This window comes from Sphingomonas palmae, from assembly GCF_900109565.1.
Lineage (GTDB): Bacteria > Pseudomonadota > Alphaproteobacteria > Sphingomonadales > Sphingomonadaceae > Sphingomonas > Sphingomonas palmae.
On the sequence record NZ_FNZZ01000005.1, the window covers coordinates 17,940 to 40,891 of the forward strand.

Consider the following 22,952-nt stretch of genomic DNA (forward strand, 5'->3'; position numbering starts at 1 on the left):
TCAGCCACGCTCAACGCGCAGTACCCCGATCGTTCCGCCGCTCAGGCGAGGAGCGCGAGCAGCGCGAAGCTCGCCAGCCAGTGCGTTCCCATGTAATCGTCGGCGAGGTGCGGCAGGCTTGCGGCCAGGTGCCGCTCGGCAGCGTTCAGCGCCGCCGGTGCGACCGGATGGTCGGGCCCGAGCGCCTTTGCCAGCGAGCGCCAGCACCACGCGCGGCTGAGGTTCAGCCCGTCCAGGTGCGCGATCTTGCCATCGCCGCGATCGGACACGGTCGCGGGCGTGAACAGCGTCGCGGGCTCGCCATGCGTCAGGTCAGGCAGAAACGCGTCGAACCAGTCGCGGAACGCGGGCCCGGGCAGCACGCGGCTCATCAGCAATGCCTCGCAGAGCGCCGGCGACAGGAACTCGTCCCCGCCCGGCTCCCACGCCTGACACCCGCGGTCGCGTGCGAACCAATCGCGCGCGCGCTGCTCGATCAGCGCGGCCAGCGCCTGGTCGTGCGCGCGGGCCCAGTCGTGCGCGAGCGTGAGGGCAAAGGCGGTATTGAAGTGCGTGCCGACGCGCAAGGGGTAGGTCAGCTTGGGCAGAAACGCCGCGAAGCGGTCGGCGAAGGCACGCGCGAGCGGATCGAGCGTCTCGCCCCAGCCGGCATCGTGCCGCATCGCCTCGCCGTGGAGCGCGAGCAGCCACGCCCAGCCGTACGGCCGCTCGAACCCGCCGCTGTATGGTCGGTCGAGAAAGGCGCGTTCGCCTGCGACATTCGCCGGCGTGAACATGGCGCCGGCGCGGGCGCGAATGTTGCCGACCTCGGCCATATTAGGATGGAGCCGCAACAGCGTCAGCAGCTGCCACCAGCCGTGGACGCAGCTGTGCCAGTCGAAGCTGCCGTAGAAGATTGGGTGGAGCACGCGCGGGGGCAGCAGATCGTCGTCGCTCACCAGGACCTGATCGAGCTTGTGCGGATATTCCTGGCCGACATGGCCGAGCGTCAGCCGGGCAAAGGTCGCAGCGCGGGCGGGGTCGAGCTTGGTCATCGCAGCACCGCGTAGAGCAGCAATATGTTGAACGCGAGCAGCGGCAACGCGGTCGGCACCTGCGCGCGGATAACGCCGCTGCGGTCGCGAAGCTCGAGCAGCGCGGCAGGCACGAGATTGAAGTTCGCCGCCATCGGCGTCATCAACGTGCCGCAGAAGCCCGCGAGCATCCCGATCGCGGCGATCGGCGCGGCGTTGCCCACCCCGCCCCCGCCTGTACCATGCAGCAGGATCGGCACGCCGATCGCCGCCGCCATCACCGGAAACGCGGCGAATGCATTGCCCATCACCATCGTGAACAGCGCCATGCCGAGCCCGTAAGCGGCGACTGCGCCGAACAGGCTTCCACTCGGGATCGCGTAGGCCGCGAGGCGCCCGACGACTTCGCCCACCCCCGATAACGCGAACACGGCACCCAGGCTCGCCAGCATCTGCGGCAGCACTGCGGCCCAGCCGACATCGTCCATCAGCCGACGTCCCTCGCGCAAGGGTGCGGTCAGGCCGGGACGCAGCCAGGCAAGACACGTCGCAATTGCCGCGAGGACGCCGACCGTCAGCGCGACAAGCGTCGCCTGCTTCGGGTCGATCAGCGTCGGCAGCTGCTTGAACGCGATCGTGCCGGCGAGCGCCGCGGCGGGGATCATCAGCGCGGGCACAAACAGCCCGTTTCCGCGCGGACGCGGTAGATCGCCACTCGCGTGGCCGCGCGTCATCCGCCCCGACGCTGCCACCGCGACGAGCGCCAGGACGAGCAAACCGTTGCCCACATCGCCCAGCCGGTCGCCGAACCAGAAACTCGTCGCGATCAGCGCGTAAAAGCTTGCGTTGGCAAGCCGGCGCGGTCGCTCCACCACGGCGAGCAGCGCGAACCCGGCAAAGGCCGCGCCCGCGACCGCGTAGACGAAGTTGAGCCCGATCACGCCGCCGACTGCCTCCGACGTGCCAGTTGCCTGTCGAGCAGCAACAGCCGCGCGCCGTGGATCAGGAACGCCGCCACCGCGGTCGGGATCGCCCAGACCGAGAGCTGGAACGGCTCAAGCTCGATGCCATAGCCTTGCAGCACGCCCTTCATCAGCAGGATCGATCCGATCGCGAGGAAGATGTCCTCGCCGAAGAACAGCCCGACATTGTCGGTCGCCGCCGCCATCGCCTTGACGTGTTCAGCCTCGCCGACGCCGCCCGCCTGCACCTCGGCCGCCGCCTCCGCCATCGGCGCGACGAGCGGGCGAACGGTCTGCGGGTGGCCCGCGACCGAGGTAAGCCCGAGCGCGGCGAACAATTGCCGGAACAGCAGATAGCCGACGAGCAGCCGCCCCGCGGTCACCCCGCGCATCCGCCCGATCAGTGCGCGGGCGCGGGCCTGCAATCCGTAGCGTTCGAGCACGCCGATGACGGGCAGCACGATATAGATCGCCGACACGTAGCGGCTGTCGTTGAACGCCTTCCCGAACGTGGCGAGGATACGAACGGGATCGAGCCCGGCGGCGAGCCCCGTCACCAGCGCGGAGACGACCACCACCAGCATCGGGTTGAAGCGCAGCAGGAAGCCCATTGCGATCACCGCGATGCCGGCGAGCACGAGCATCAGCGCGCATCCTCGCGCGCCGGCGCGCCGTCGTCAGGGCCGTAGCCGCCGCCGCCCGGCGTCTCGATCACGAACACGTCGCCCGCGCGCATGTCGACCGCGGCGGTCGATCCGAGCTGCTCGACTTGGCCGTCGACACGCTCGACGCGGTTCGCACCCGCCACGCCATCGCCTCCGCCCGCCAATCCGAACGGCGCGATGCGGCGGCGGTTGGACAGGACCGCCGCGCGCATCGCGGTGCGAAATCGGACGCGGCGGATCGCGCCGTTGCCGCCCGCGTGCGCCCCCGACCCGCCCGAGCCCGGCCGGATCGAGAACTCCTCCACCAGCACGGGAAAGCGCGTTTCCAGCACCTCGGGATCGGTAAGCCGGCTGTTGGTCATGTGGCTCTGCACCACGGCCGTGCCGGGGAAGTCCGCACCCGCGCCGGTGCCGCCCGCGATCGTCTCGTAATATTGGTGGCGTTCGTCACCGAAGGTGAAGTTGTTCATCGTCCCCTGCGACGCCGCTTGTGCGCCGAGCGCGCCGAGCAGCGCGTCGGTAACGACCTGGCTCGTCTCGACATTGCCCGCGACGACGGCGGCGGGGGATTGCGGGTTGAGCATCGAGCCCGCAGGCACGTTGATCTCGACCGAGCGCAAGAAGCCGTCGTTCAGCGGGATCGCCGCGTCAATCAGCGTGCGCATGACGTAGAGTACCGCCGCGCGTACCACCGAGACGGGCGCGTTGAAGTTGCTCGGCAATTGCGCACTCGTGCCGGTGAAATCGACCGTCGCAGTGCGCGCCGTACGATCGACGCGGAAGGCAACGCGGACAACGGCCCCGTTGTCCAGTTCGTAGGCGAAGTCACCGTCGGGCAGCGTCGGCAGCAAGTCGCGCACCGCATCGTCGGCGTGTGCCTGCAAATGCTCCATATAGGCCGCGACGCTCGCGTGGCCGTAGCTCTCCACCATGCCCGAAAGCCCATCGGCACCACGTGCGCAGGCGGCGACCTGCGCGGCGAGGTCGGCAAGATTCTGCTCGACGTTGCGCGACGGCCATCGCCCCGACGACAGCAGCGCGCGCACGTCGTCGCTGCGCATCGCGCCGTCTTCGACCAGCAGGACATTGTCGAGGATGACGCCCTCCTCTTCGATGCTGGTGCTGTCGGGCGGCATCGAGCCGGGGCTGGTCCCGCCGACATCGGCGTGGTGCCCGCGCGCGGCGACGAAGAAGGCGGGCTCCGTGGCTTGCCCTGCGAACACCGGCATGATCACGGTGATGTCGGGCAGGTGCGTGCCGCCCTGATACGGCGCATTGAGCGCATAGACGTCGCCCGCGCGCATCCCGCGTCCGTCCGCCGCCACCGAGCGCCGAGCGATCACGGTGCGGATGCTCTCGCCCATCGAGCCGAGATGCACCGGGATATGCGGCGCGTTGGCGACGAGATTACCGGAGGCATCGAAGATCGCGCAGGAGAAATCGAGCCGCTCGCGAATGTTGACCGACGAGGCGCTGCGCTGGAGCGCGGCGCCCATTTCCTCGGCCAATCCCATGAACAGGCCGGCGAAAATCTCGAGGCGGAGCGGATCGACCCGATCGTCCTGCTCGACGGCTTCGCGCCTCGCGTGGCGCGAGAGGATCAGGTTACCCAGCTCGTCGACGCGAGCGGTCCAGCCGGGTTCCACCACGGTCGTCGACACGGCATCGACGATCAGCGCGGACCCTTTGATCGTAGCGTGGGCGGCGAGATGAGCGCGGTCGTGAAGCACAGCGTCGCGCGTCTCGCCCGCGAGGTGCACCTTGACCTGCGCGGTCGCGGGCGCGCTTTCCGGCGGCAGCGTGACCACCGCATTGGGGTGTGCGCTGCTGTCCGCAATCGCCTCCACCCGCACCAGCTCGGCGACCAGATCACCCTCGCGCGCGTAACCGAACTGCCGGCGGTGCTGGGTTTGAAAGTCTTCCGCCATCGCCTCGGACGCGGATAGCGCAACCTCGATGCCGTAATCGGCGCGTGCGTGACGCAGGTCGACGCGCACCTCGGTCCGGACTGCGCGCGCCTCGACCCCCTGCGCGACGAGCGCGTCGATCGCCTCCTGCTCCAGCGCCGCCACCGCGGCGTCGAGTGCGGCGCGATTCGCGAGTGGTGCCGACAATGTCGCCTCGCGCAGCACGCGCCGATCCGCCAGCCCCATGCCATAGGCCGACAGCACGCCGGCGAGCGGGTGGATCACCACCCGCTCCATGCCCAGTGCATCGGCGACGAGGCAGGCGTGCTGCCCGCCCGCGCCGCCGAAGCAGGCAAGCACGTAATCGGCCGGATCGTGCCCGCGCGCGACCGAGATCGCCTTGATCGCCTTCGCCATGTTGGCGACCGCGATTGCGACCAGTCCTTCGGCCGCTTGCATCCGATCGGGTCGGGCGCCCGTCGTCGCCTCCACCTCGTCCAGCAGCGCGTCGAGCCGCGCGTTTGACGCGGAGCGGTCGAGCGGCTGGTCGCCCGCGGGACCGAACAGGCTGGGGAAATGATCGGGCTGGAGCTTGCCGAGGATCAGGTTGCAGTCGGTGACGGTCAAAGGCCCGCCGCGGCGGTAGCAGGCCGGCCCCGGCACCGCGCCCGCCGACTCCGGCCCCACCACCAGACGTCCGCCGACCAGCGCGCAGATCGAACCGCCGCCCGCCGCGACCGTGTCGATCCGCATCGTCGGCGCTGCCACCCGCACGCCCGCGATCACCGCGTCGTTGCGACGTTCGTAGCGGCCGGCGTAGAGCGACACGTCGGTCGAGGTACCGCCCATGTCGAAACCGATCACGCGGTCGAACCCCGCGGCCTCAGCGGTGCGCGCCATGCCGACGATCCCGCCTGCTGGGCCCGACAGCAGCGCGTCCTTGCCGCTGAACGCCGCGCCGTCGATCAGCCCACCGCTCGACTGCATGAACAGCGGCGCCTGTCCGCCGCCGAGTGCCTGCGCGAAGCCGTCGACATAGTCGCCGAGCACGGGCGAGAGATAAGCGTCGACCAACGCGGTGTCGCCGCGCGCGACCAGCTTGATCAGCGGCGCGACGCGGTGGCTGACCGACACCTGCGTGAACCCGATGTCGTGCGCGACCTTCGCCAGTGCCGCTTCGTGCGCGGGATAGCGGTAGCCGTGGACCAGGACGATTGCGACCGCACGCAGCCCTTCGTCGTAGGCGGCCTGAAACGCAGCGGTCGCGGCCTCGTGATCGAGCGCGCGGACGGACCCGCCGTCGGCGTCGACGCGCTCGTCGACCTCAATCACCCGCGCGTAGAGCGGCGCCGCGCGGCGGATATGGCGCGCGAAGATGTCGGGCCGGTCCTGATAGCCGATCACCAGCGCGTCGCGGAAACCGCGCGTGATCGCGAGCAAAGTCGGCACGCCCTTGCGCTCGAGCAGGGCGTTGGTCGCGACCGTCGTGCCGAGCCGGATGTCGGCCGGCGGCAGATCACCCTGTGCCACCCCGGTCAGCTGTCGGATCGCGTGCACCGCGGCATCGTCGTAGCGGCCGGGGTCCTCCGACAACAGCTTGATCGTGGAGAGCGTGCCCGCCGGATCGACCGCGACCACGTCGGTGAAGGTGCCGCCGCGATCGATCCAGAACTGCCACTCGCCCGGCATCGCATCCCCTTCACTGGTGCACATGCCCTAGGAGCGGAAGACGCCTCAAGTCAAAGTGCTGCGCCTCACGGGATCAGCCGCTCGGCGCGCAAGTCGGCGAACAGGTCGAAGAATGCGTCGTTGGTCGCCTGATAGGCGGTGAAGCCCAGTCGGCGGCTCTTGCCCATGTCGGTCACCACCTCGATCGGGCGACCGAGGTCGGCGTCGGTGTGCCACGGCGAGGCGAGTCGATCGAGGTTCGGCTCGGCCAATCCCTCGCGCGCCGCGATCTCGCGCCATATTCCTGCGTCCTCGGCCATCTGCTGTTCCAATGGGCGAACCGTGCCATCGAACGGCACCGCCTCGATGCCGAACCAATCGGCGATCCGGCCCCACATCCAGCTCCACCGAAACACGTCGCCGTTGACGATGTTGAACGCCTGGTCGTGCGCCGCCTCGGTTTCCGTCGCCCACAGCAACTGGCGCGCGAGCTGGCGTGCGTCGGTCATGTCGGTCAAGCCGTTCCACTGCGCCGCCGAGCCGGGAAAGGTGAACGGCCGCCCCGTCTCGCGGCAGATCGTGGCGTAGACCGCCAGCGTGGTGCCCATGTTCATCGCATTGCCGACCGCCTTGCCGATTACGGTGTGCGGGCGATGCACGCTCCAGCTGAAGCCGTCGCGCTGGGCGGCGGCGAACAGCTCGTCCTCCTGCGCGTAGTAGAAATTCTCGATGTCGAGCCGGCCCTGTTCCTCGCGGAACGGCGTCTGCGGCAGCGTGCCCTTGCCGTACGCCTCGAAAGGCCCGAGATAGTGCTTCAACCCGGTGACGAGCGCGACGTGGCGCGGGCCGGCGGGTTTGGGCAGGCCGTTCAGCAGGTTGCGCACCATGCCGGCGTTGACGCGAATGTTCTCTGCCTCGCTGTTTTGCCGCAGCCAGGTGGTGATGAATATCGCGTCGGGGTTGAAATCCGCGAGCGCCGCGCGCGTCGCTTCGGCATCCTGGAGATCGGCAGCGACCGGCGCCACGCCGTCCTGCTCCACCGGCCGCCTGGCGAGACCGTGAACGCTCCATCCCTCTCTCACCAGCAACGCCGCGGTCGCGCTGCCGATGATGCCGCTCGCACCCACCACCAATGCCGTCTTCGCCATTATTCAACTCCCGTTTGCCGGCACCCGAGCTAGGCAGCGGCGGCGCGGGCTTCTAGACGGCACCGTTAGGGGACATAGGCACCATGAGGTAACCAGTGACGACCAGCACCGCCGAGGACGAGTGGCGCGAGGATTGCGCGCCGCGCCGCGTGCTCGACCTGTTCGCGACCAAGTGGACCAGCATGATCCTCCACACGCTCGACGCGCGCCACGACGGCGCGGCGCGGACCGGTGTGCTCCAGCGCAGCCTGCCGGGCATCTCCAAGAAGATGCTGACGCAGACCTTGCGCGACATGGAGGCGAGCGGTTTCGTCTCGCGTCATGCCCGGGGCACGATACCGCCGGCGGTGGAATACCGGCTGACGCCGCTCGGGCAGCGCTTCGTCGAGCCGGTGGAGCTTCTGTACGGCTGGGGACGCGACAATGCCGACGCGCTCGACCAAATGGGCGCGCGGCCGACCGCTCGGCGGCGCGGCTAGGCCGGTTTCCGGCCGCGACGGGACCGTGTAAGGGTTTGAAATGATCCGCGTCAACGACCTGAAGCTGCCGCTCCACCACGCCGACGAGGCGCTGCCCGCCGCGATTCTGAAGCGGCTGAAGATCACCCCGCGCGACCTTATCCGCTTCACGGTCGCGCGGCGGGGGCATGACGCGCGCGACCGCAGCAACATCGCGCTCGTCTACACGCTCGACGTGGCGGTGAAGAACGAGGGCACGGTGCTCGCCAAGCTGCGCCGCGACCGCGATGTGGGCCTGACCCCGGACCAGCGCTACAAGCCCGTCGCCACCGCTCCGGAGGGCGCGATGCGCCCCGTCGTGATCGGCGCAGGACCGTGCGGGCTGTTCGCCGCGCTGATCCTCGCCGAACAGGGTTTCCGCCCGATCGTGCTCGAACGCGGCAAGGTGGTGCGCGAGCGGACCAAGGATACCTGGGGGCTGTGGCGCCGCAGCGTGCTGAACCCTGAATCGAACGTGCAATACGGCGAAGGGGGTGCCGGCACCTTCTCCGACGGCAAGCTCTACAGCCGGATCAAGGACCCGCGGCACCTGGCGCGCAAGGTGCTGACCGAGTTCGTCGCGGCGGGCGCGCCGGAGGAAATCCTGACCGAGGCGCACCCGCATATCGGCACGTTCCGCCTCGTCACGATGGTGGAAAGTATGCGCGCCAAGATCGAGGCACTGGGCGGCGAATATCGCTTCTCGACGCGGGTCGACGGGTTGCACATCGAGCACGACGCACGGGGCGAGCGCCGCGTGCGCGGGCTTCACCTGGCGGGCGGCGGCTACCTGGAGGCGAGCCACGTCGTGATGGCGATCGGCCACAGCGCGCGCGACACATTCGAGATGCTCGCCGCCGCCGGTGTCCACGCCGAGGCCAAGCCCTTCTCGGTCGGCGTGCGCATCGAGCACCCGCAGTCGTGGATCGACCAGGCGCGCTTCGGCGCCGACGCGGGCAACCCGATCCTGGGCGCGGCGGAATACCATATCTCGCATCACTGCTCGAACGGGCGCACCGTCTACAGCTTCTGCATGTGCCCGGGCGGCACGGTGGTGGCGGCGACGTCGGAAGAGGGCCGCGTCGCGACCAACGGGATGAGCCAATATTCGCGCAACGAGCGCAATGCGAACTCGGGCTTCGTCGTCGCGATCGATCCCGCGCGCGACTATCCGGGCGATCCGCTCGCCGGCATCGCGCTCCAGCGGCGGCTGGAGGAGCAGGCGTTCGTGGCCGGCGGCCGCAATTATCACGCACCCGCGCAGCGTGTCGGCGACTTCCTCGCCGGCCGCGCGTCGACCTCGCTCGGGTCGGTGGTGCCGTCGTACAAGCCCGGCGTGACACCGACCGACCTCGCGCAATGCCTGCCCGATTTCGCGGTCGCCGCGATGCGTGAGGCGATCCCGGTGTTCGGGCGCCAGATCAAGGGGTACGACCACCCGGACGTGGTAATGACCGGGGTCGAGACACGCACCTCCTCCCCCGTCCGTTTCACGCGCGGCGACGACCTCCAGAGCCTCAACACCGCCGGGCTGTTTCCCGCAGGCGAGGGCGCGGGCTACGCCGGCGGCATCCTGTCGGCGGGGGTCGACGGGATCAAGGTGGCGGAAGCGGTCGCACTCGACATGGCGCGCAGTCACGCCGGACAGGCCGCGGTGCGCGTCGCGGCGTGACGCTGATCGCGTTCAACAAGCCGTTCGGAGTGCTGAGCCAGTTCACCGACGCGAAATCACCCACCCCGCGTCAGACCTTGTCCGATTTCGTCGCGGTGCCCGGCGTCTACCCCGCCGGGCGGCTCGACCGCGACAGCGAGGGGCTGCTGCTGCTGACCGACGACGGGCGGTTGCAGGCGCGCATCGCCGATCCGAAGTTCAAGCTCGCCAAGACCTATCTGGTGCAGGTCGAGGGCGCGATGGACGAAGCGGCGCTCGCCGCCCTGCGCAGCGGCGTGATGCTCAACGACGGTCCGACACGGCCCGCCGAGGTGGAGGCGATCGATCCGCCGGACCTGTGGCCGCGCAATCCGCCGGTCCGCTACCGCGCGAGCGTGCCCGATCACTGGCTGCGGCTGACGATCCGCGAAGGCCGCAACCGACAGGTGCGGCGCATGACCGCGGCGGTCGGATTGCCGACGCTCAGGCTGGTGCGCTGGCAGATCGGCGCCTGGACGCTCGACGGGATCGCGCCGGGCACGTGGGCGCGCGCGTGAAGGTGTTTTTCGACGGTGGCCTTCGCCCACTACCCGGCGGCATGGAGACCGCGGTGGTAATTGCCGGGCAGCCCTTCGTCGCGCGCGGGCTGGGCGCCGGCACCAGCATGGAGGCCGAGTGGCTCGCCCTGATCGACGCCGCGCGCCGGGTCGTGGCGCAGGGACTCGGGCCGGTCGTGCTGCTGGGCGACGCCGCAGCGGTCGTCGCGCAGGCGAACGGGCGCGCCAAGGTGCCGGCGGCGCACGAGGAACACCTGGCGACGTTCCTGGCGCTCAAGGCCGCGGGCATGCCGATGCGCGTGCGACATATCGGGCGATCTCAGAACCTTGCCGGCATCGCGCTCGCCGCCGGACACGCGCGTTAGCCATCTTTCCACACAGTCCCGGCGCCGAAAAGCGGAACACGCGCCTACGCTGGATGTTGACCTGCTCGGCAAACGGTACGACGACATGTCATTACGGCAGCGTTTCTCACGCTTGCCCCGACGATAACGGTTCACGGCGGCGCGCCCATGCCGGGCGCCGCAGGCTCAAAGGGAGTAGATGATGGCACGTTCGGCAGAGAAGCGCGGCAAGGACGAAACCGCAGCCGCGGAGAAGAAGGTCAAGGCGACCGGCAAGCCCGCCAGCGGCGCACGCGGCGGCATCACCGCCCCCGTGACCCCGTCCGACGACCTGGCCGAGATCGTCGGCAAGGACGACCTGCCGCGCAGCGAAGTCGTCAGCAAGGTGTGGGAATACATCAAGAAGCACGACCTGCAGGACGCCAAGGATCGCCGCCAGATCAACGCGGACGCCAAGCTGGAGAAGATCTTCGGCAAGAAGTCGGCGAGCATGTTCGAGATGAACAAGTTCCTGAGCGCGCACCTGACCGCCAAGAAGGCCTGATCAGCTAGCGCGTACGCGCGCGACCAATCCGTTCGGCCGATCGCCGGCGTCCTTCCCGGACGCCGCGGTCGGCCGTTTCGTGTTCAACGTTGCCCGTCGATCCCCGCGCTCGTCATAGCTGACACGTACCCCGTCCAGCGCATACACCGATGGTGTCGCCCGTCACCGGCGAGCGGTAAATGACGCAGTTGCACCACGTGTCCGGTGCAAAACGTTCAGGCGCTCAGGTCGAGTAGAGGATGCGTGCGGCCGGCAGCGCGTCGGCGATCTGACGTTCGAAGAAGCCGCGCAGGCTGCGCATCGTCGCGGCGTCGTACACCTGCTTCTCCGCACCGAACTTGGTCCGCTTGGTGACGCGATTGGTTTCGCTCATGTCGAGCGCGGAGCCGGGATACCAGCTGTCGAGCACCGCCTTCGAGCCCGTGTTGAAGCGATGGGTGATCAGCTCCACCGTCAGGTCGAGGTCGGGCAGTCCCGCGAGCGCCGCGGCCGCGTCGGCGATCAGCGCGCCGTACGCCTCCTCCCATCCCGCCGCCGCGATGATCGGCGCGATCGTCAGCCCGACCGGGTAACCCGCCGTAGCCATTCGCGCGAGCGCCGCCAGTCGGTCGTGGACGCGCGCGGTGCCGCCCTCGAACCGCGCGAACGCCGGCGGGTTGAGCGAGGCGCGCATCCGCGTGCGTCCGCCGTGATCGAGTGCGAGCAGCGGGGTAACGTCGGCGAACTTGGTGGTGAACCGCAGCTGCGCGTCCGCCTGCCACGCTCCGAACCACGCGATCGCGGCGGACAGCGACCCTGTCAGCGGCTCTAGTGCGAGCGGATCGGTGTAGCACGACGCCTCGAACGTCGTGCCCTCGTGTGCGCGCGCGTCCGAGCGCGAAGTGATCGTCCCCCGCCCCAGATAGTCGGGCAACGTGCCCAATATCTCGTCGAGATTGGCGTAGACGCGCGTGATCGGCGGACCTTTGAGCGACCCGGCGAGATAGCAGTAGCTGCAATGCGCCGGGCAGCCTTCCGCCAGATCGACGCGCCAGTCGGCGCTAGGCGCGATCGGTTGCAACCGGCGTTTCGACGGCGGCGCGACCGTGACCGCGAGCGTGTTCTTCGCCTCGGCATAGGCACGGCGCGGATCGTCGGGAAAGGCGAGGTTGAGCCGGTCGCCCGCGAGCGCGACCACCTTGATCCCCTGCGCCGCCGCCCGCTCGGCGATCTGGCGGCCGTGCGCGAAGGTCATCGCCGATCGCGTCACCAGCACGCGCCTGGGCCGCCATGCACGCGGCGCCCGCGCGCCCGACGCTTGCTGATCCACTGGTGCCGCTGTCGCCATCGCGCATCAACGAGCGGCACCGCGCCTGTGTCCCGTCACATGCGAGGTGAGCGGGATCGATCGGCGTGCCCGCGTGGTTACACGCTCCATCGAGCAGCAAGGTACGAGGAAGATGAGCGAGCACATCGAGAGCGAGGCATTCCACGAACAATCGGAAGTGCCGATCAGCTACGGGCTATACTATCTCGCCTTCCTGCTCGTCGCGACGCTGACGATGCTGCTGATCGCGGGCAACGTGATCGGCTGATCCCTGCCACGCCTAGACAGATCAACGCCAGCCGAGCGCGGGCGCGACATGCGTCAGAATGCTCTCGATCACGTGCGCGTTATAGTCGACGCCGAGCTGGTTGGGCACGGTCAGCAGCAACGTGTCGGCCTCCGCGATCGCCTCGTCGCCGCGTAGCTGCTCGATCAGGCGATCGGGTTCGGCGGCGTAGGAGCGCCCGAACACGGCGCGCATGTTGTCGATGATCCCGACCTGATCGCCACCCTCGCCGTCGCGCCCGAAATAGGCGCGGTCGAGGTCGTTGGTGATCGCGAAGATCGATCGCGACACCGACACACGCGGGCGGCGCTGGTGTCCGGCCTTGTCCCACGCGTCGCGGTAGAGGCGAATCTGTTTCGCCTGCTGAACGTGGAACGGCTCGCCGGTCTCATCTGCCTTCAGCGTCGAGCTCTGCAGGTTCATGCCCATCTGCGCCGCCCATACCGCGGTCGCATTGGCACCCGATCCCCACCAGATACGATCGCGCAGACCCGGTGAATGCGGCTCGAGCCGTAGCAGCCCGGGCGGATTGGCGAACATCGGGCGCGGGTTGGGCTGCGCGAAACCCTCGCCTTTCAGCAGCTCGAGGAACACCTCGGCGTGGCGGCGCCCCATGTCGGCATCGCTCTGCCCCTCGGCGGGCGCGTAGCCGAAATAGCGCCAGCCATCGATCACCTGCTCGGGCGAGCCGCGGCTTAATCCAAGTTGCAGCCGCCCGCCGCCGATCAGGTCGGCCGACCCTGCGTCCTCCGCCATGTAGAAGGGATTTTCATAGCGCATGTCGATCACGCCGGTGCCGATCTCGATCCGGCTCGTCTTCGCGCCGACCGCGGCGAGCAGCGGGAACGGCGACGCGAGCTGCTGCGCGAAATGGTGGACGCGGAAATAGGCGCCGTCCGCGCCAAGCTGCTCGGCGGCGACCGCTAAGTCGATCGATTGCAGCAGCACGTCGCGCGCCGAACGCGTCGCCGATTGTGCGGAAGCGGACCAGTGCCCGAACGACAGAAAACCGATGCTTTTCATGCGCTCCAAGCTGGCGGCGACGCGCGGGCGGGACAAGGTCGCGCACCGAACAGCATCGTTTCGCGACAGCACCGCCGTTCGAGCAAAATGTAAGCCTCTGCGGTTGCCGCAATGCTGCACTTGCTCAACATGCGCACGTGCCGGACCAACGCGCCTTTCTGATGCTGACGCTGTTGCGCGTGGCAGAGGGCGGCGACGTCGTGGCGGATGATCTGCGCGCCGGCGTGCCCGATCCCGCCACGCTCGACGCCGACGAGCGCGAGGCGCTGACCGAATTGCAATTGTGGATTGAGGACCGCGACATCCACGTGGGCGAAAGCAATTACACGCGGTTCAAGCGCGAGTGGATGCGCGACCGGCTGGCGGTGCTGCGCGACGCCCCGGCCAGAAACGATCGCTAAACGCCCGGTCGATCCCGGGCCCCGCGTAGATGATCGATCCGTCAGGTGCGGGTCAGCGCGGCGTCATGCCTGCGACCGCATGCACGCCGGCGATGGAAGGTTCCACGATCACCGATGCGGCGCGGCAGCGCCGACGCCAGCTCGACGAGCGGATCTGCCGGCTGATCTGTCCGATCGCCTCGGCGATGGTCGGCGTGTGCCTGACCGGCATCGGGCTGCTCCACGTATCGATCGCGATCGGGCGGCGCGCCGGCATCGCCGACGATCTGCTCGCGGTCGATGCATTGCTGTTCCTCGTCGCGACGCTCGCGTCCTATTTCTCGCTGCGCAGTCTCGATCATCGCCGGCTGCACGCGATGGAGCGGGTGGCCGACGCGACCTTCATCACCGCGATGCTGCTGACCGCCGCCTGTTTCGTCATCACCTACGCGCTCGGCCTGTAAGTGGATCGATCAGCGCAGACGCCGCCTGACGCGCACCAGTGAAGGCTCGTCGGGAACCGGCTCGGTCGCGAAGCCCATCTGGCGTTGCAGCATGATCGATTCGTGATTCTCGCGGTCTTCGATCGACAGCATGGTCGCGTAGCCCGCGTTGATCGCGTAGCCGACGAGGTAGTCGAGCAACGTCCACCCGACGCCGCGCCCCTTCGAAGCGGCGCGGATCATGATCGCGACCTCGCATTGCTCGCCATCGGCATCGCCCTTCAACGTCGCCGACGCGATCACCTCGCGGCGCTCGTCGAAGGCGAGGAAGCTGGTGTGGCGCGCGCGCGGGTCGGACAAAAGCTCGGCGAAGCGTTCCTGGCTCAGCTCTCGCCCGCCCGACAGGAAGCGGAAGCGCAGATCCTCTGCCGATACCTGCCGGAACAGCTCGGCGAGCGTCTCCTCGTCGCGGCGCGTGACCGGTCGGAGGAAGAAGCGGAAGCCGGTACGCGTCACCAGCGTCTCGGTCTCGTCCCACTTCATCGTCCGTCTCCTGTGCGCTCGGCCATTTCTTTGGTGCAGCCTCCCCCAAGAAACGGCCGAGCGCGCGTTCCGCTCCGCATCCGACCGCGACGCTTTCGTGCGGCGCGTGCGAACTAACCCAGGTCACAAACATTCTGATGCGTGAACCACGGTCAAGGAACGCGCGTGCCCCACTTCATCCTTTCCGGCGAGCAGCCGCGCGTGGCGCGGGTGATCCGATGAACCTGCTCTCCCATCTGCTGTCGCGCGCGCATGCTTCGGCCGACCAGGCGGCACGGATCGACGGCTATTTGCCGCTCGAACGTTACGGAGCGCTCGGCGACGGACGCTCGGTCGCGCTGTCGGGCAGCGACGGGTCGATCGACTGGTGGTGCGTGCCCAACATGGATTCAGCCCCGCTGTTCGACCGTCTGCTCGACGCGGAGAATGGCGGGCGCTTCGTGCTGCAACCGACCGAATCGTTCACGGTCGAGCGGCGCTACCGCGACGAGAGCAACGTGCTGGAAACCGTGTTCACGACCGCCTCGGGCCGTGCGCGACTGACCGAATCAATGAACAGCGGCACCGCCGGGCGCCTGCCGTGGGCGGAACTGGCACGCCGGGTCGAGGGGATCGAGGGGCAGGTCGCGTTCGACCTCGTCATGCGTCCCGGACGGCGCGGCGACACGGTCAACCCGTATCATTCCACCATCGGCGAGCACACCGTCTTCCACGTCGAGCGCGTGCTGGGGCTGTTCGTCCACGACGATGCCGTGGTGTGCGATTGGGCGGACGAGGGGATCACCGGCACGCTGAGCGTCGCTGCGGGTGAACGCTGCACCGTCGCGATCGTCGCCGGCCGTGACGAGCCGCTGGTCGCACCCGACATCCGCCAGATCGATGAGCGGATCGACGTGTCCGACCAGGAATGGCGCGACTGGTGCGCGCGCGTGTCCTACTCGGGCGCGGACCGCGACGCGTTCCTGCGCAGCGCGCTGGCATTGAAGCTGCTGCTCTACTCGCCGTCGGGTGCGATCGCGGCGGCGGCGACGACCTCGGTACCCGAAGGGATCGGGGACGAGAAGAACTGGGACTATCGCTACGCCTGGATCCGCGACGCAGGCTATACGATCAAGGCATTCCTGGCCGCGGGCGCGGAGGCCGAGGCGAAGGCGGCGTTCACCTGGCTGCTGAACCAGCTGCGCGAGACGGGAACGCGGGTCTGCTACACGCTCGGCGGCGGGGTGGTGCCGGACGTGTCCGAATGGGCGATGCCGGGCTATCGCGGGTCGACACCCGTCGTGACCGGCAACCTCGCCACCGATCAGCAGCAGCACGGCGTGTACGGCGACATCTTCGAGACGGCAGCCTGTTTCGTCGCGTGCGGCAACATCCTCGACAGCGCGAGCGCCGAATTGCTCGCGCATCTGGCGGACGAATGCGCCGATCGCTGGCGCACGCCCGACGCAGGCATGTGGGAGCTGCAGGACGAGCAGCATTACACCATGTCCAAAATCAGCTGCTGGCAGGCACTCGCCCGCGCGGTCGAGCTGGCGGACCAGGGGCAATTGCCGACCACCTGCCGCGAACGCTGGAGCCGCGAGCGCGACCGGATCGCGCGCTGGATCGAGGACGAGTGCTGGTCGGAGACGAAGCAGGCCTTCGTCATGTATCCCGGCAGCGACAAGCTCGACGCGTCGCTGGCGCTGGCGGTCCGTTTCGGCTTCGACGGGCGCGAGCGATTGAAGCTGACGCTCGACGCGATCGACCGCGAGCTGGGCGCGGGCGCGTTCCACTATCGCTACTCGGGGATGGAGAAGGAGGAAGGCTGTTTCGTCGCCTGCTCGTTCTGGATGATCGAGGCGCTGTCCGAACTGGGTCACCGCGACGAGGCACGCGCGCGGCTCGAACGGCTCACGCAGGCCTTGTCGCACGGCAACGGCATCCTGTCGGAGATGATCGATCCGGAGAGCGGCGCCTTTCTGGGCAACCTGCCGCAGGGGTTGAGCCATCTGGCGCACGTCATGGCACTCGCCGCACTGGATGAGAAAGCGGACTGCGACTGATCGCGCGCTCGCGCGTTCGCACCCCGTCCCCCCCACAGGAGTAGATACATGACCGATCGCATGACGATGCAGGATCCGCGCGCGCAATATCCCAAGCCGCCGTTCCCGCGCCAGCCGCAGCCCGTGCCGGGCGAGGCGCGCAAGATGGACCCGGTGCCCGACCACGGCGAGACGAGCTACAAGGGCGCGGGCAAGCTGACCGGACGCAAAGCGCTCGTCACCGGTGCCGACAGCGGAATCGGCCGCGCCGCCGCGATCGCGTTCGCGCGCGAGGGTGCCGATGTCGCCATCTCCTACCTTCCCGCCGAGGAAGCCGACGCGGCCGAGGTGGTGAAGCTGATCGAGGCGGAGGGTCGCACCGCGGTCGCGCTGCCAGGCGACATCACGAATGAGGATTGGTGCCGCGACCTGGTGTCGCAGGCGGTCGACAAGCTCGGCGGGCTCGACGTGCTGGTCATCAACGCAGGCCATCAGCAGAGCCGCGAGAACCTGTTCGAGGTGTCGTCGAAGGATTTCGACGAGACGATGAAGACCAACCTGTACGCGATGCACTGGATCACGCAGGCGGCGGTGCCGCACCTGCCCGCGGGCGCGGCGATTATCACCACCGCCTCGGTCCAGGCGTATGATCCCTCTGCGACGCTGCTCGATTACGCGACCACCAAGGCGGGGATCGTCGCCTATACCAAGGCGCTGGCCGCGCAGCTGCTGGAGAAAGGCATCCGCGCCAATGTCGTCGCGCCGGGACCGTTCTGGACGCCGCTGCAATCGTCGGGTGGCCAGCCACCCAAGGCGGTGATGCACTTCGGCGAGAAGAGCGCCTATGGTCGCCCCGGTCAGCCGGTCGAGATCGCGCCCGTCTACGTCCTGCTCGCCAGCCAGGAGGCGAGCTACATCAACGGTGAGGTGTACGGCGTCACCGGCGGCGCGGGTATCGCCTGATCTGCCGGGCAGCGGCTCGCCCCTGCGACAGGGGTGAGCAGCTGCGCCGACTGGGGATGGGAGGCGGCGCTACAGTCCGAGCCGCGACAGTGCCGCAGCCACTTCCTCGCTGACCTCCTCGCCCTGACGCGGGATCAGGCGGTTGAGCAATGTCTGCACACGCTTCTGCGCCACCTGCAACGTCTTGTGCCGAACCTCGCGCGTCGCGTTGGTGCGCCACGATGGACTCTCGCCCAGCAGCGCGGCCCATTTCGCCTCTTCCGCAGCGAGGGTCGCCAGCGCGAGCCGCAATCCATCGCGGCGGCCGCGCGCGTAATCCTCATTCTCCGGCATTCGCGCACGTCTCCTTTCGTCATCGCAACGCGCCGGCTTTCCCGCGTGATCCACCGGCTATTTGTCCCTGTCGGCGGAACCGGCGTGGGTTCAATATCTTGATGCAGGATATAATCGGACACGACGTCCGCGGAGACGAGCAGTGACCGACAGAACATGCGACGTGATCGTGATCGGTGCCGGCACCGCCGGGTTGAAGGCGTACAAGGCCGCAACCGCGCGCGGCGCCGACACCGTCATCATCGAATGCGGCCCCGGCGGATCGACGTGCACGCGCGTCGGCTGCATGCCGTCCAAGCTGCTGATCGCCGCGGCACGCACCGCACACGAAGCACGCGGCGCCAACCCGTTCGGCGTGAAGACGGGCGCGGTCGAGATCGACGTGCCCGCAATGTGGGCGCGGCTGCGGCGCGAGCGCGACCGGTTCGTCGACTCGGTTCTCGACGACTATCACGCCATCCCGGCCTCGCAGGTCGTCCACGGCACCGCGCGGTTCGACGGTCCAGATGCGGTCCGCGTCGGCGAAACTCGCATCGTCGCGCGCGGCGGAATCGTCATCGCGACGGGCGCGCGCCCGGTCGTGCCCGACAGCCTCGATCCCGTCCGCGACCTCGTCCACACGCACGAGACGATCTTCGAACTCGACACACTGCCCAGGCGGCTGGCGGTGCTCGGCGCCGGGCCGCTCGGCCTCGAACTCGCGCAGGCCTTCGCGCGGCTGGGCGTCGCGGTCAGCGTGTTCGATCCCGGCGACACACTGGGTGGCCTGTCCGATCCGGTCGCCAACGACGCCGCGATCGATGCGATAAGTTCGGAGATCGACCTGCACCTCGGCGTCGAGGCCAAGGCCGAACGCGCCGGCAACGCGGCGCGTTTGACCTGGGACGGCGGCGAGATCGAGGTCGACCTGATCCTCGCCGCGACGGGGCGCAAGCCGGCGCTCGACACGCTCGACCTCGCGACAACCGGGATCGCGCTCGACGATCACGGCACGCCGCTGTTCGACGAAGCCAGCCGCCGCTGCGGCGACAGTCGCATCTTCATCGCCGGCGACGCGAATGCCTGGCGACCGGTGCTGCACGAGGCGGCGCGTGGCGGGCAGATCGCGGGCGATGTCGCTGCGGGCGGTGCGCCGCGGCGCACGCTTCCGTCGCTGGCGATCGCCTTTACCGAGCCCAACATCGTTCAGGTCGGCACCGGCTTCACCGACCTGCCCGAGGATGCGCGGATCGGCTGCGCCAAGGTATGCGATAATGGCCGTGCTACCGCGGACGGGCACGACCAGGGCGTGGTCCGCCTGTACGGCGACGCGGACGGCAAGCTGATGGGCGCGAGCATCGTCGTGCCGGAGGGCGAACACCTCGGCCACCTCGTCGCACTCGCGCTCGACCGCGACATGGATGCCGCTACATTCGCCAATCAGGCGTGGTACCATCCGACGATCGAGGAACTGCTCCAGAGCGCCGCGCGCGATCTGGCGGGGATCGAGGATTGAAGCGCTGCCCGCTTATCGGCACGCGCCTTTCCACGTGACCGATCGGGTGCACGATCTCAGGTCATCGTAGTGAAGGTGGAGGGGCTTCTGTTGCCCGGTGCCCTCCGAACCGCTGGTTTCCCCTTCTGTTGCCCGGTGGGGTCCGAACCGCGCTATTTTGGTGTAACGTCAGACCGTTAGGTCTTCAGTTACGCCGCAATCGCGAGTGCTTCGTTATCGTTGGCACTTGTGTAATGGGCCGTTGCGGTGGTCCCATTCCGAGCGAAAACAGCGCCTTTCAACACACGTCGATCCTAGTTCGGCCCCATCAGCTGAGCCGCTTAGCCAACACGCTTCACGCATGTCGACGTTGCGGCACAAGTGGTGGAGCCGCCGGGTACCGCCCCCGGGTCCGCTGCGTCTATTCTACGCCGCACTTTATCGCCATATCCGGGTAGAACCCGGCACGATCGATATAGGCACGGTCGCGCGGTTGTGAAAGCCCGTACGTACGGGTTGATGCATCGCCGTTGCCGCCCGGTGCCACGTGCATGCCACATTGTCCGTGGATATAGTGGGATATGCTCACCCAGCGTTCGCGCTACGCCCTTCGTTCGATGCTGTTCCTCGCGCGCGCGCCTGCCGGCTCGCCGCCGATCCCGATGACGCGCATCGCCGCGGAAGCGACCGTACCGCGCAAGTTCCTCGAGCTGATTTTGGCCGACCTGCGCGACGCGCAACTGCTGCACAGCTATCGCGGCAAGATGGGCGGTTACGTGCTGTCGCGCCCGGCGCATCTGATTTCGCTCGGCGAGATCATCCGCGTGATCGAGGGGCCGCTGGCGCTCGTTCCCTGCGTGAGCCGCACCGCCTATCGTCCCTGCAAGGATTGCAAGAGCGAGATCGATTGCGAGATACGCGCCGCGATGATGCGCGTGCGCGATGAGACCGCACGTATCCTCGACGGCACCAGCCTGGCGGACGCCACTGCGGACAAGCTCGTCGCCGCTTGAGCGAGCGTGTCGCCCGGCCGGCCCCGAACCGGCTGGACGCTCGCCACCGCGCCGCTTAACCCGGCGCGCATGACCGAGCCTGCGCTGCCCACGACCGAGCACGATGCCGCTGCCGAGCTGGAACGGTTGGCCGGCGAGATCGCGCGCCACAACACGCTCTACCACACCGACGACGCGCCCGAGATCAGTGACGCGGATTACGACGCACTGGTGCGGCGTAACCGCGCGATCGAGGCGGCCTTTCCCGCGCTGGTGCGCGCCGACACGCCCAGCCGGCAGGTCGGTGCGGCGCCTGCCGGGCACCTCGCCAAGGTCGCGCACGCGCGCCCGATGATGAGCCTCGACAATGCCTTTTCCGACGAGGATGTGGCCGATTTCGTCGCCCGTGTGCGCCGCTTCCTTCGCCTCGCCGACGACGAAGCCGTCGCGCTCACCGCCGAGCCGAAGATCGACGGCCTGTCATGCTCGCTGCGCTACGAGCATCGCCGCCTCGTCCAAGCGCTGACCCGCGGCGACGGCGCGGTCGGGGAAGATGTGACCGCCAACGTCGCCACGATCGCCGACATCCCCCAGACGCTTCCCGCCGATGCGCCCGATGTGTTCGAGGTGCGCGGCGAAGTGTACATGGAGAAAGCCGCGTTCGCCGCATTGAACGCACGCCTGCTCGCCGAGGCTGGGGCCGCGGGCAAGGAAGCGCGCCAGTTCGCTAACCCGCGCAACGCCGCTGCGGGCTCGCTCCGGCAGAAGGATGCCGCGATCACCGCCACGCGCCCGTTGCGCTTCCTCGCGCACGGCTGGGGCGAGGCGAGCGCGCTGCCCGGGACCACACAGAGCGGGCTGGTCGATGCTCTACGCGACTGGGGCTTCCCGATCGCCGCCGCCTTCGCGCGCGTTGACACGACAGAGGGTGCGCTGTCGGTCTACCGCGCGATCGAGGCCGAGCGCGCCGATCTGCCGTTCGACATCGACGGTGTCGTCTACAAGCTCGACCGGCTCGACTGGCAGGAGCGGCTGGGCAGTGTCGGGCGCGCGCCACGCTGGGCGATCGCGCACAAGTTTCCGGCCGAGCGCGCGCAGACCACACTCAACGCGATCGACATTCAGGTCGGTCGCACCGGCAAGCTGACCCCTGTCGCGCGGCTGGAGCCGGTCACCGTCGGCGGCGTCGTCGTCACCAACGCAACGCTCCACAACGCCGACGAGATCGCGCGTTTGGGTGTCCACCCGGGCGACCGCGTCGTGCTGCAACGCGCGGGCGACGTGATCCCGCAGATCGTAGAGAACCTGTCGCGCGATGACGCGCGCGCGCCCTGGCCTTTCCCCACGCATTGCCCGATCTGCGGCAGCGAGGCGGTGGCTGAGGAGGGCGAAGTCGATGTGCGCTGCACCGGCGGGCTGATCTGCCCGGCGCAGCGGCTGGAGCGATTGAAGCATTTCGTCAGCCGCGGCGCGCTCGACATCGACGGGCTGGGTGAGAAGACGCTGGTCGAGCTGATCGATCTCGGCTGGATCGCGGAGCCGGCCGACATCTTCCGCCTGCGCGAGCATCGCGACGAACTGACGGAACGCGACGGCTGGCAGGCGAAGTCGGTCGACGCGCTGCTCGCTGCGATCGAGGCGCGCCGCACACCCGACGCCGCGCGGCTGCTGTTCGGGCTCGGCATCCGCCACACCGGCATCATCACCGCGCGCGACCTGTTGAAGCATTACGTCACCCTGCCCGCGATTGCTGCTCTGGCTGACGAGGCGATCGCACTGCGCGACTCCACGCCGCCCGTTGTCGGCGAGAACGAGGCGCGCCACGCCGCGCGCGTCGACAAGGCGATCGCCGCGCTGATCGGGGTGGAGAACGTTGGTGCCGCGGTCGGCCACGCGCTCGCCGACTTCTTCCACGAACCCCACAACCGTGCGGTGTGGGACGATCTCCTCGGCGAGGTCGCGGCGCCGCCGTTCCTGATCGAGACACGCGCCTCGGAAGTGAGCGGCAAGACCGTCGTCTTCACCGGCACGCTGGAGACGATGTCGCGCGACGAGGCAAAGGCCCAGGCGGAAAAGCTCGGCGCGCGAGTCGCCGGATCGGTGTCGGCGAAGACCGACCTGGTGGTGGCAGGACCGGGCGCGGGATCGAAGGCGAAAAAGGCGGCCGAACTCGGCGTTCGGGTCGTCGACGAAGCCGGCTGGCAGGCGATCGTCGCAGCGGCGGATTGA

At 68.7% G+C, this 22,952-nt stretch carries 22 protein-coding genes and 1 other RNA gene; 13 read left to right on the forward strand and 10 right to left on the reverse strand.

What is annotated here, in order from left to right; genetic code table 11:
- Positions 1-41: 41 nt before the first annotated feature.
- From BMW51_RS12445 to BMW51_RS12465, 5 genes are all read right to left on the reverse strand, one after another.
- Positions 42-1,034 carry a DUF2891 domain-containing protein gene (locus BMW51_RS12445; protein WP_093006938.1) on the reverse strand — a complete coding sequence of 331 codons (993 nt, stop codon included), beginning with the start codon at positions 1,032-1,034 and terminating at the stop codon, positions 42-44.
- Positions 1,031-1,954: a DUF979 domain-containing protein gene (locus BMW51_RS12450; protein WP_093006940.1), complete on the reverse strand. Its 924-nt coding sequence runs from the start codon at positions 1,952-1,954 to the stop codon at positions 1,031-1,033. The genes BMW51_RS12445 and BMW51_RS12450 overlap by 4 nt, the downstream gene beginning before the upstream one ends.
- A complete protein-coding gene (locus BMW51_RS12455; protein WP_093006942.1) occupies positions 1,951-2,619 on the reverse strand; it encodes a DUF969 domain-containing protein in 669 nt (222 codons plus the stop codon). Before BMW51_RS12455 ends, BMW51_RS12450 begins: the two co-directional genes overlap by 4 nt.
- Positions 2,619-6,236 (reverse strand): hydantoinase B/oxoprolinase family protein, encoded by a 3,618-nt coding sequence (locus tag BMW51_RS12460; protein WP_093007263.1) that lies wholly within the window; start codon positions 6,234-6,236, stop codon positions 2,619-2,621. The genes BMW51_RS12455 and BMW51_RS12460 overlap by 1 nt, the downstream gene beginning before the upstream one ends.
- A gap of 65 nt (positions 6,237-6,301) precedes the next feature.
- Entirely contained in the window at positions 6,302-7,363 is a 1,062-nt protein-coding gene (locus BMW51_RS12465; RefSeq protein ID WP_093006944.1) for an SDR family oxidoreductase, read from the reverse strand.
- A gap of 95 nt (positions 7,364-7,458) precedes the next feature.
- Between BMW51_RS12465 and BMW51_RS12470 the strand changes: the two genes are divergently transcribed.
- From BMW51_RS12470 to BMW51_RS12490, 5 genes are all read left to right on the forward strand, one after another.
- The gene (locus tag BMW51_RS12470) at positions 7,459-7,842 is read left to right on the forward strand and encodes a winged helix-turn-helix transcriptional regulator (RefSeq protein ID WP_093006946.1); all 384 of its coding nucleotides are present in this window, start codon (positions 7,459-7,461) and stop codon (positions 7,840-7,842) included.
- Between the two features lie 40 nt (positions 7,843-7,882).
- On the forward strand, positions 7,883-9,532 hold the full coding sequence (locus BMW51_RS12475) for an NAD(P)/FAD-dependent oxidoreductase (protein WP_093006948.1): 1,650 nt from the start codon (positions 7,883-7,885) through the stop codon (positions 9,530-9,532).
- The gene (locus BMW51_RS12480; RefSeq protein ID WP_093006950.1) at positions 9,529-10,068 is read left to right on the forward strand and encodes a pseudouridine synthase; all 540 of its coding nucleotides are present in this window, start codon (positions 9,529-9,531) and stop codon (positions 10,066-10,068) included. The genes BMW51_RS12475 and BMW51_RS12480 overlap by 4 nt, the downstream gene beginning before the upstream one ends.
- Positions 10,065-10,433, forward strand: coding sequence for a reverse transcriptase-like protein (locus BMW51_RS12485; protein ID WP_342724063.1), 369 nt, complete (start codon positions 10,065-10,067; stop codon positions 10,431-10,433). The genes BMW51_RS12480 and BMW51_RS12485 overlap by 4 nt, the downstream gene beginning before the upstream one ends.
- Positions 10,434-10,614: 181 nt before the next feature.
- Entirely contained in the window at positions 10,615-10,956 is a 342-nt protein-coding gene (locus BMW51_RS12490) for an SWIB/MDM2 domain-containing protein (protein ID WP_177171663.1), read from the forward strand.
- Between the two features lie 223 nt (positions 10,957-11,179).
- Here BMW51_RS12490 and BMW51_RS12495 read toward each other — a convergent pair whose 3' ends face one another.
- Positions 11,180-12,283 (reverse strand): spore photoproduct lyase family protein, encoded by a 1,104-nt coding sequence (locus tag BMW51_RS12495; protein ID WP_093006954.1) that lies wholly within the window; start codon positions 12,281-12,283, stop codon positions 11,180-11,182.
- 112 nt (positions 12,284-12,395) lie between these two features.
- Here BMW51_RS12495 and BMW51_RS16370 point away from each other — a divergent pair, with 112 nt between their 5' ends.
- Positions 12,396-12,530 (forward strand): hypothetical protein, encoded by a 135-nt coding sequence (locus BMW51_RS16370; protein WP_281243249.1) that lies wholly within the window; start codon positions 12,396-12,398, stop codon positions 12,528-12,530.
- Positions 12,531-12,551: 21 nt separating this feature from the next.
- Here the strand turns inward: BMW51_RS16370 and BMW51_RS12500 are convergent, their stop codons facing one another.
- The gene (locus BMW51_RS12500; RefSeq protein WP_093006956.1) at positions 12,552-13,571 is read right to left on the reverse strand and encodes an LLM class flavin-dependent oxidoreductase; all 1,020 of its coding nucleotides are present in this window, start codon (positions 13,569-13,571) and stop codon (positions 12,552-12,554) included.
- Between the two features lie 161 nt (positions 13,572-13,732).
- Between BMW51_RS12500 and BMW51_RS12505 the strand changes: the two genes are divergently transcribed.
- Positions 13,733-13,972 (forward strand): hypothetical protein, encoded by a 240-nt coding sequence (locus BMW51_RS12505; RefSeq protein ID WP_143051858.1) that lies wholly within the window; start codon positions 13,733-13,735, stop codon positions 13,970-13,972.
- A 65-nt stretch (positions 13,973-14,037) separates the two neighbouring features.
- On the forward strand, positions 14,038-14,415 hold the full coding sequence (locus BMW51_RS12510; protein ID WP_245708490.1) for a hypothetical protein: 378 nt from the start codon (positions 14,038-14,040) through the stop codon (positions 14,413-14,415).
- 9 nt (positions 14,416-14,424) lie between these two features.
- Here the strand turns inward: BMW51_RS12510 and BMW51_RS12515 are convergent, their stop codons facing one another.
- Complete coding sequence (locus tag BMW51_RS12515; protein WP_093006960.1) at positions 14,425-14,937, reverse strand: GNAT family N-acetyltransferase; 513 nt, start codon at positions 14,935-14,937, stop codon at positions 14,425-14,427.
- Between the two features lie 218 nt (positions 14,938-15,155).
- Between BMW51_RS12515 and BMW51_RS12520 the strand changes: the two genes are divergently transcribed.
- Together BMW51_RS12520 and BMW51_RS12525 are read left to right on the forward strand one after the other, a co-directional pair.
- Positions 15,156-16,982 carry a glycoside hydrolase family 15 protein gene (locus BMW51_RS12520; protein ID WP_177171664.1) on the forward strand — a complete coding sequence of 609 codons (1,827 nt, stop codon included), beginning with the start codon at positions 15,156-15,158 and terminating at the stop codon, positions 16,980-16,982.
- A 48-nt stretch (positions 16,983-17,030) separates the two neighbouring features.
- Positions 17,031-17,924 carry an SDR family oxidoreductase gene (locus BMW51_RS12525; protein WP_093006962.1) on the forward strand — a complete coding sequence of 298 codons (894 nt, stop codon included), beginning with the start codon at positions 17,031-17,033 and terminating at the stop codon, positions 17,922-17,924.
- 69 nt (positions 17,925-17,993) lie between these two features.
- On the opposite strand, the gene BMW51_RS12530 is transcribed toward BMW51_RS12525, so the two are convergent.
- The gene (locus tag BMW51_RS12530) at positions 17,994-18,257 is read right to left on the reverse strand and encodes a hypothetical protein (RefSeq protein WP_093006964.1); all 264 of its coding nucleotides are present in this window, start codon (positions 18,255-18,257) and stop codon (positions 17,994-17,996) included.
- A gap of 142 nt (positions 18,258-18,399) precedes the next feature.
- Between BMW51_RS12530 and BMW51_RS12535 the strand changes: the two genes are divergently transcribed.
- Entirely contained in the window at positions 18,400-19,752 is a 1,353-nt protein-coding gene (locus BMW51_RS12535) for a dihydrolipoyl dehydrogenase (RefSeq protein WP_093006965.1), read from the forward strand.
- A 114-nt stretch (positions 19,753-19,866) separates the two neighbouring features.
- On the opposite strand, the gene ssrA is transcribed toward BMW51_RS12535, so the two are convergent.
- Positions 19,867-20,236, reverse strand: a transfer-messenger RNA (tmRNA) gene (gene ssrA / locus BMW51_RS12540).
- A 76-nt stretch (positions 20,237-20,312) separates the two neighbouring features.
- On the opposite strand from ssrA, the gene BMW51_RS12545 reads away from it, so the two are divergent.
- Together BMW51_RS12545 and ligA are read left to right on the forward strand one after the other, a co-directional pair.
- Complete coding sequence (locus BMW51_RS12545) at positions 20,313-20,744, forward strand: Rrf2 family transcriptional regulator (RefSeq protein WP_093006967.1); 432 nt, start codon at positions 20,313-20,315, stop codon at positions 20,742-20,744.
- 69 nt (positions 20,745-20,813) lie between these two features.
- Complete coding sequence (ligA, locus tag BMW51_RS12550) at positions 20,814-22,952, forward strand: NAD-dependent DNA ligase LigA (protein ID WP_093006969.1); 2,139 nt, start codon at positions 20,814-20,816, stop codon at positions 22,950-22,952.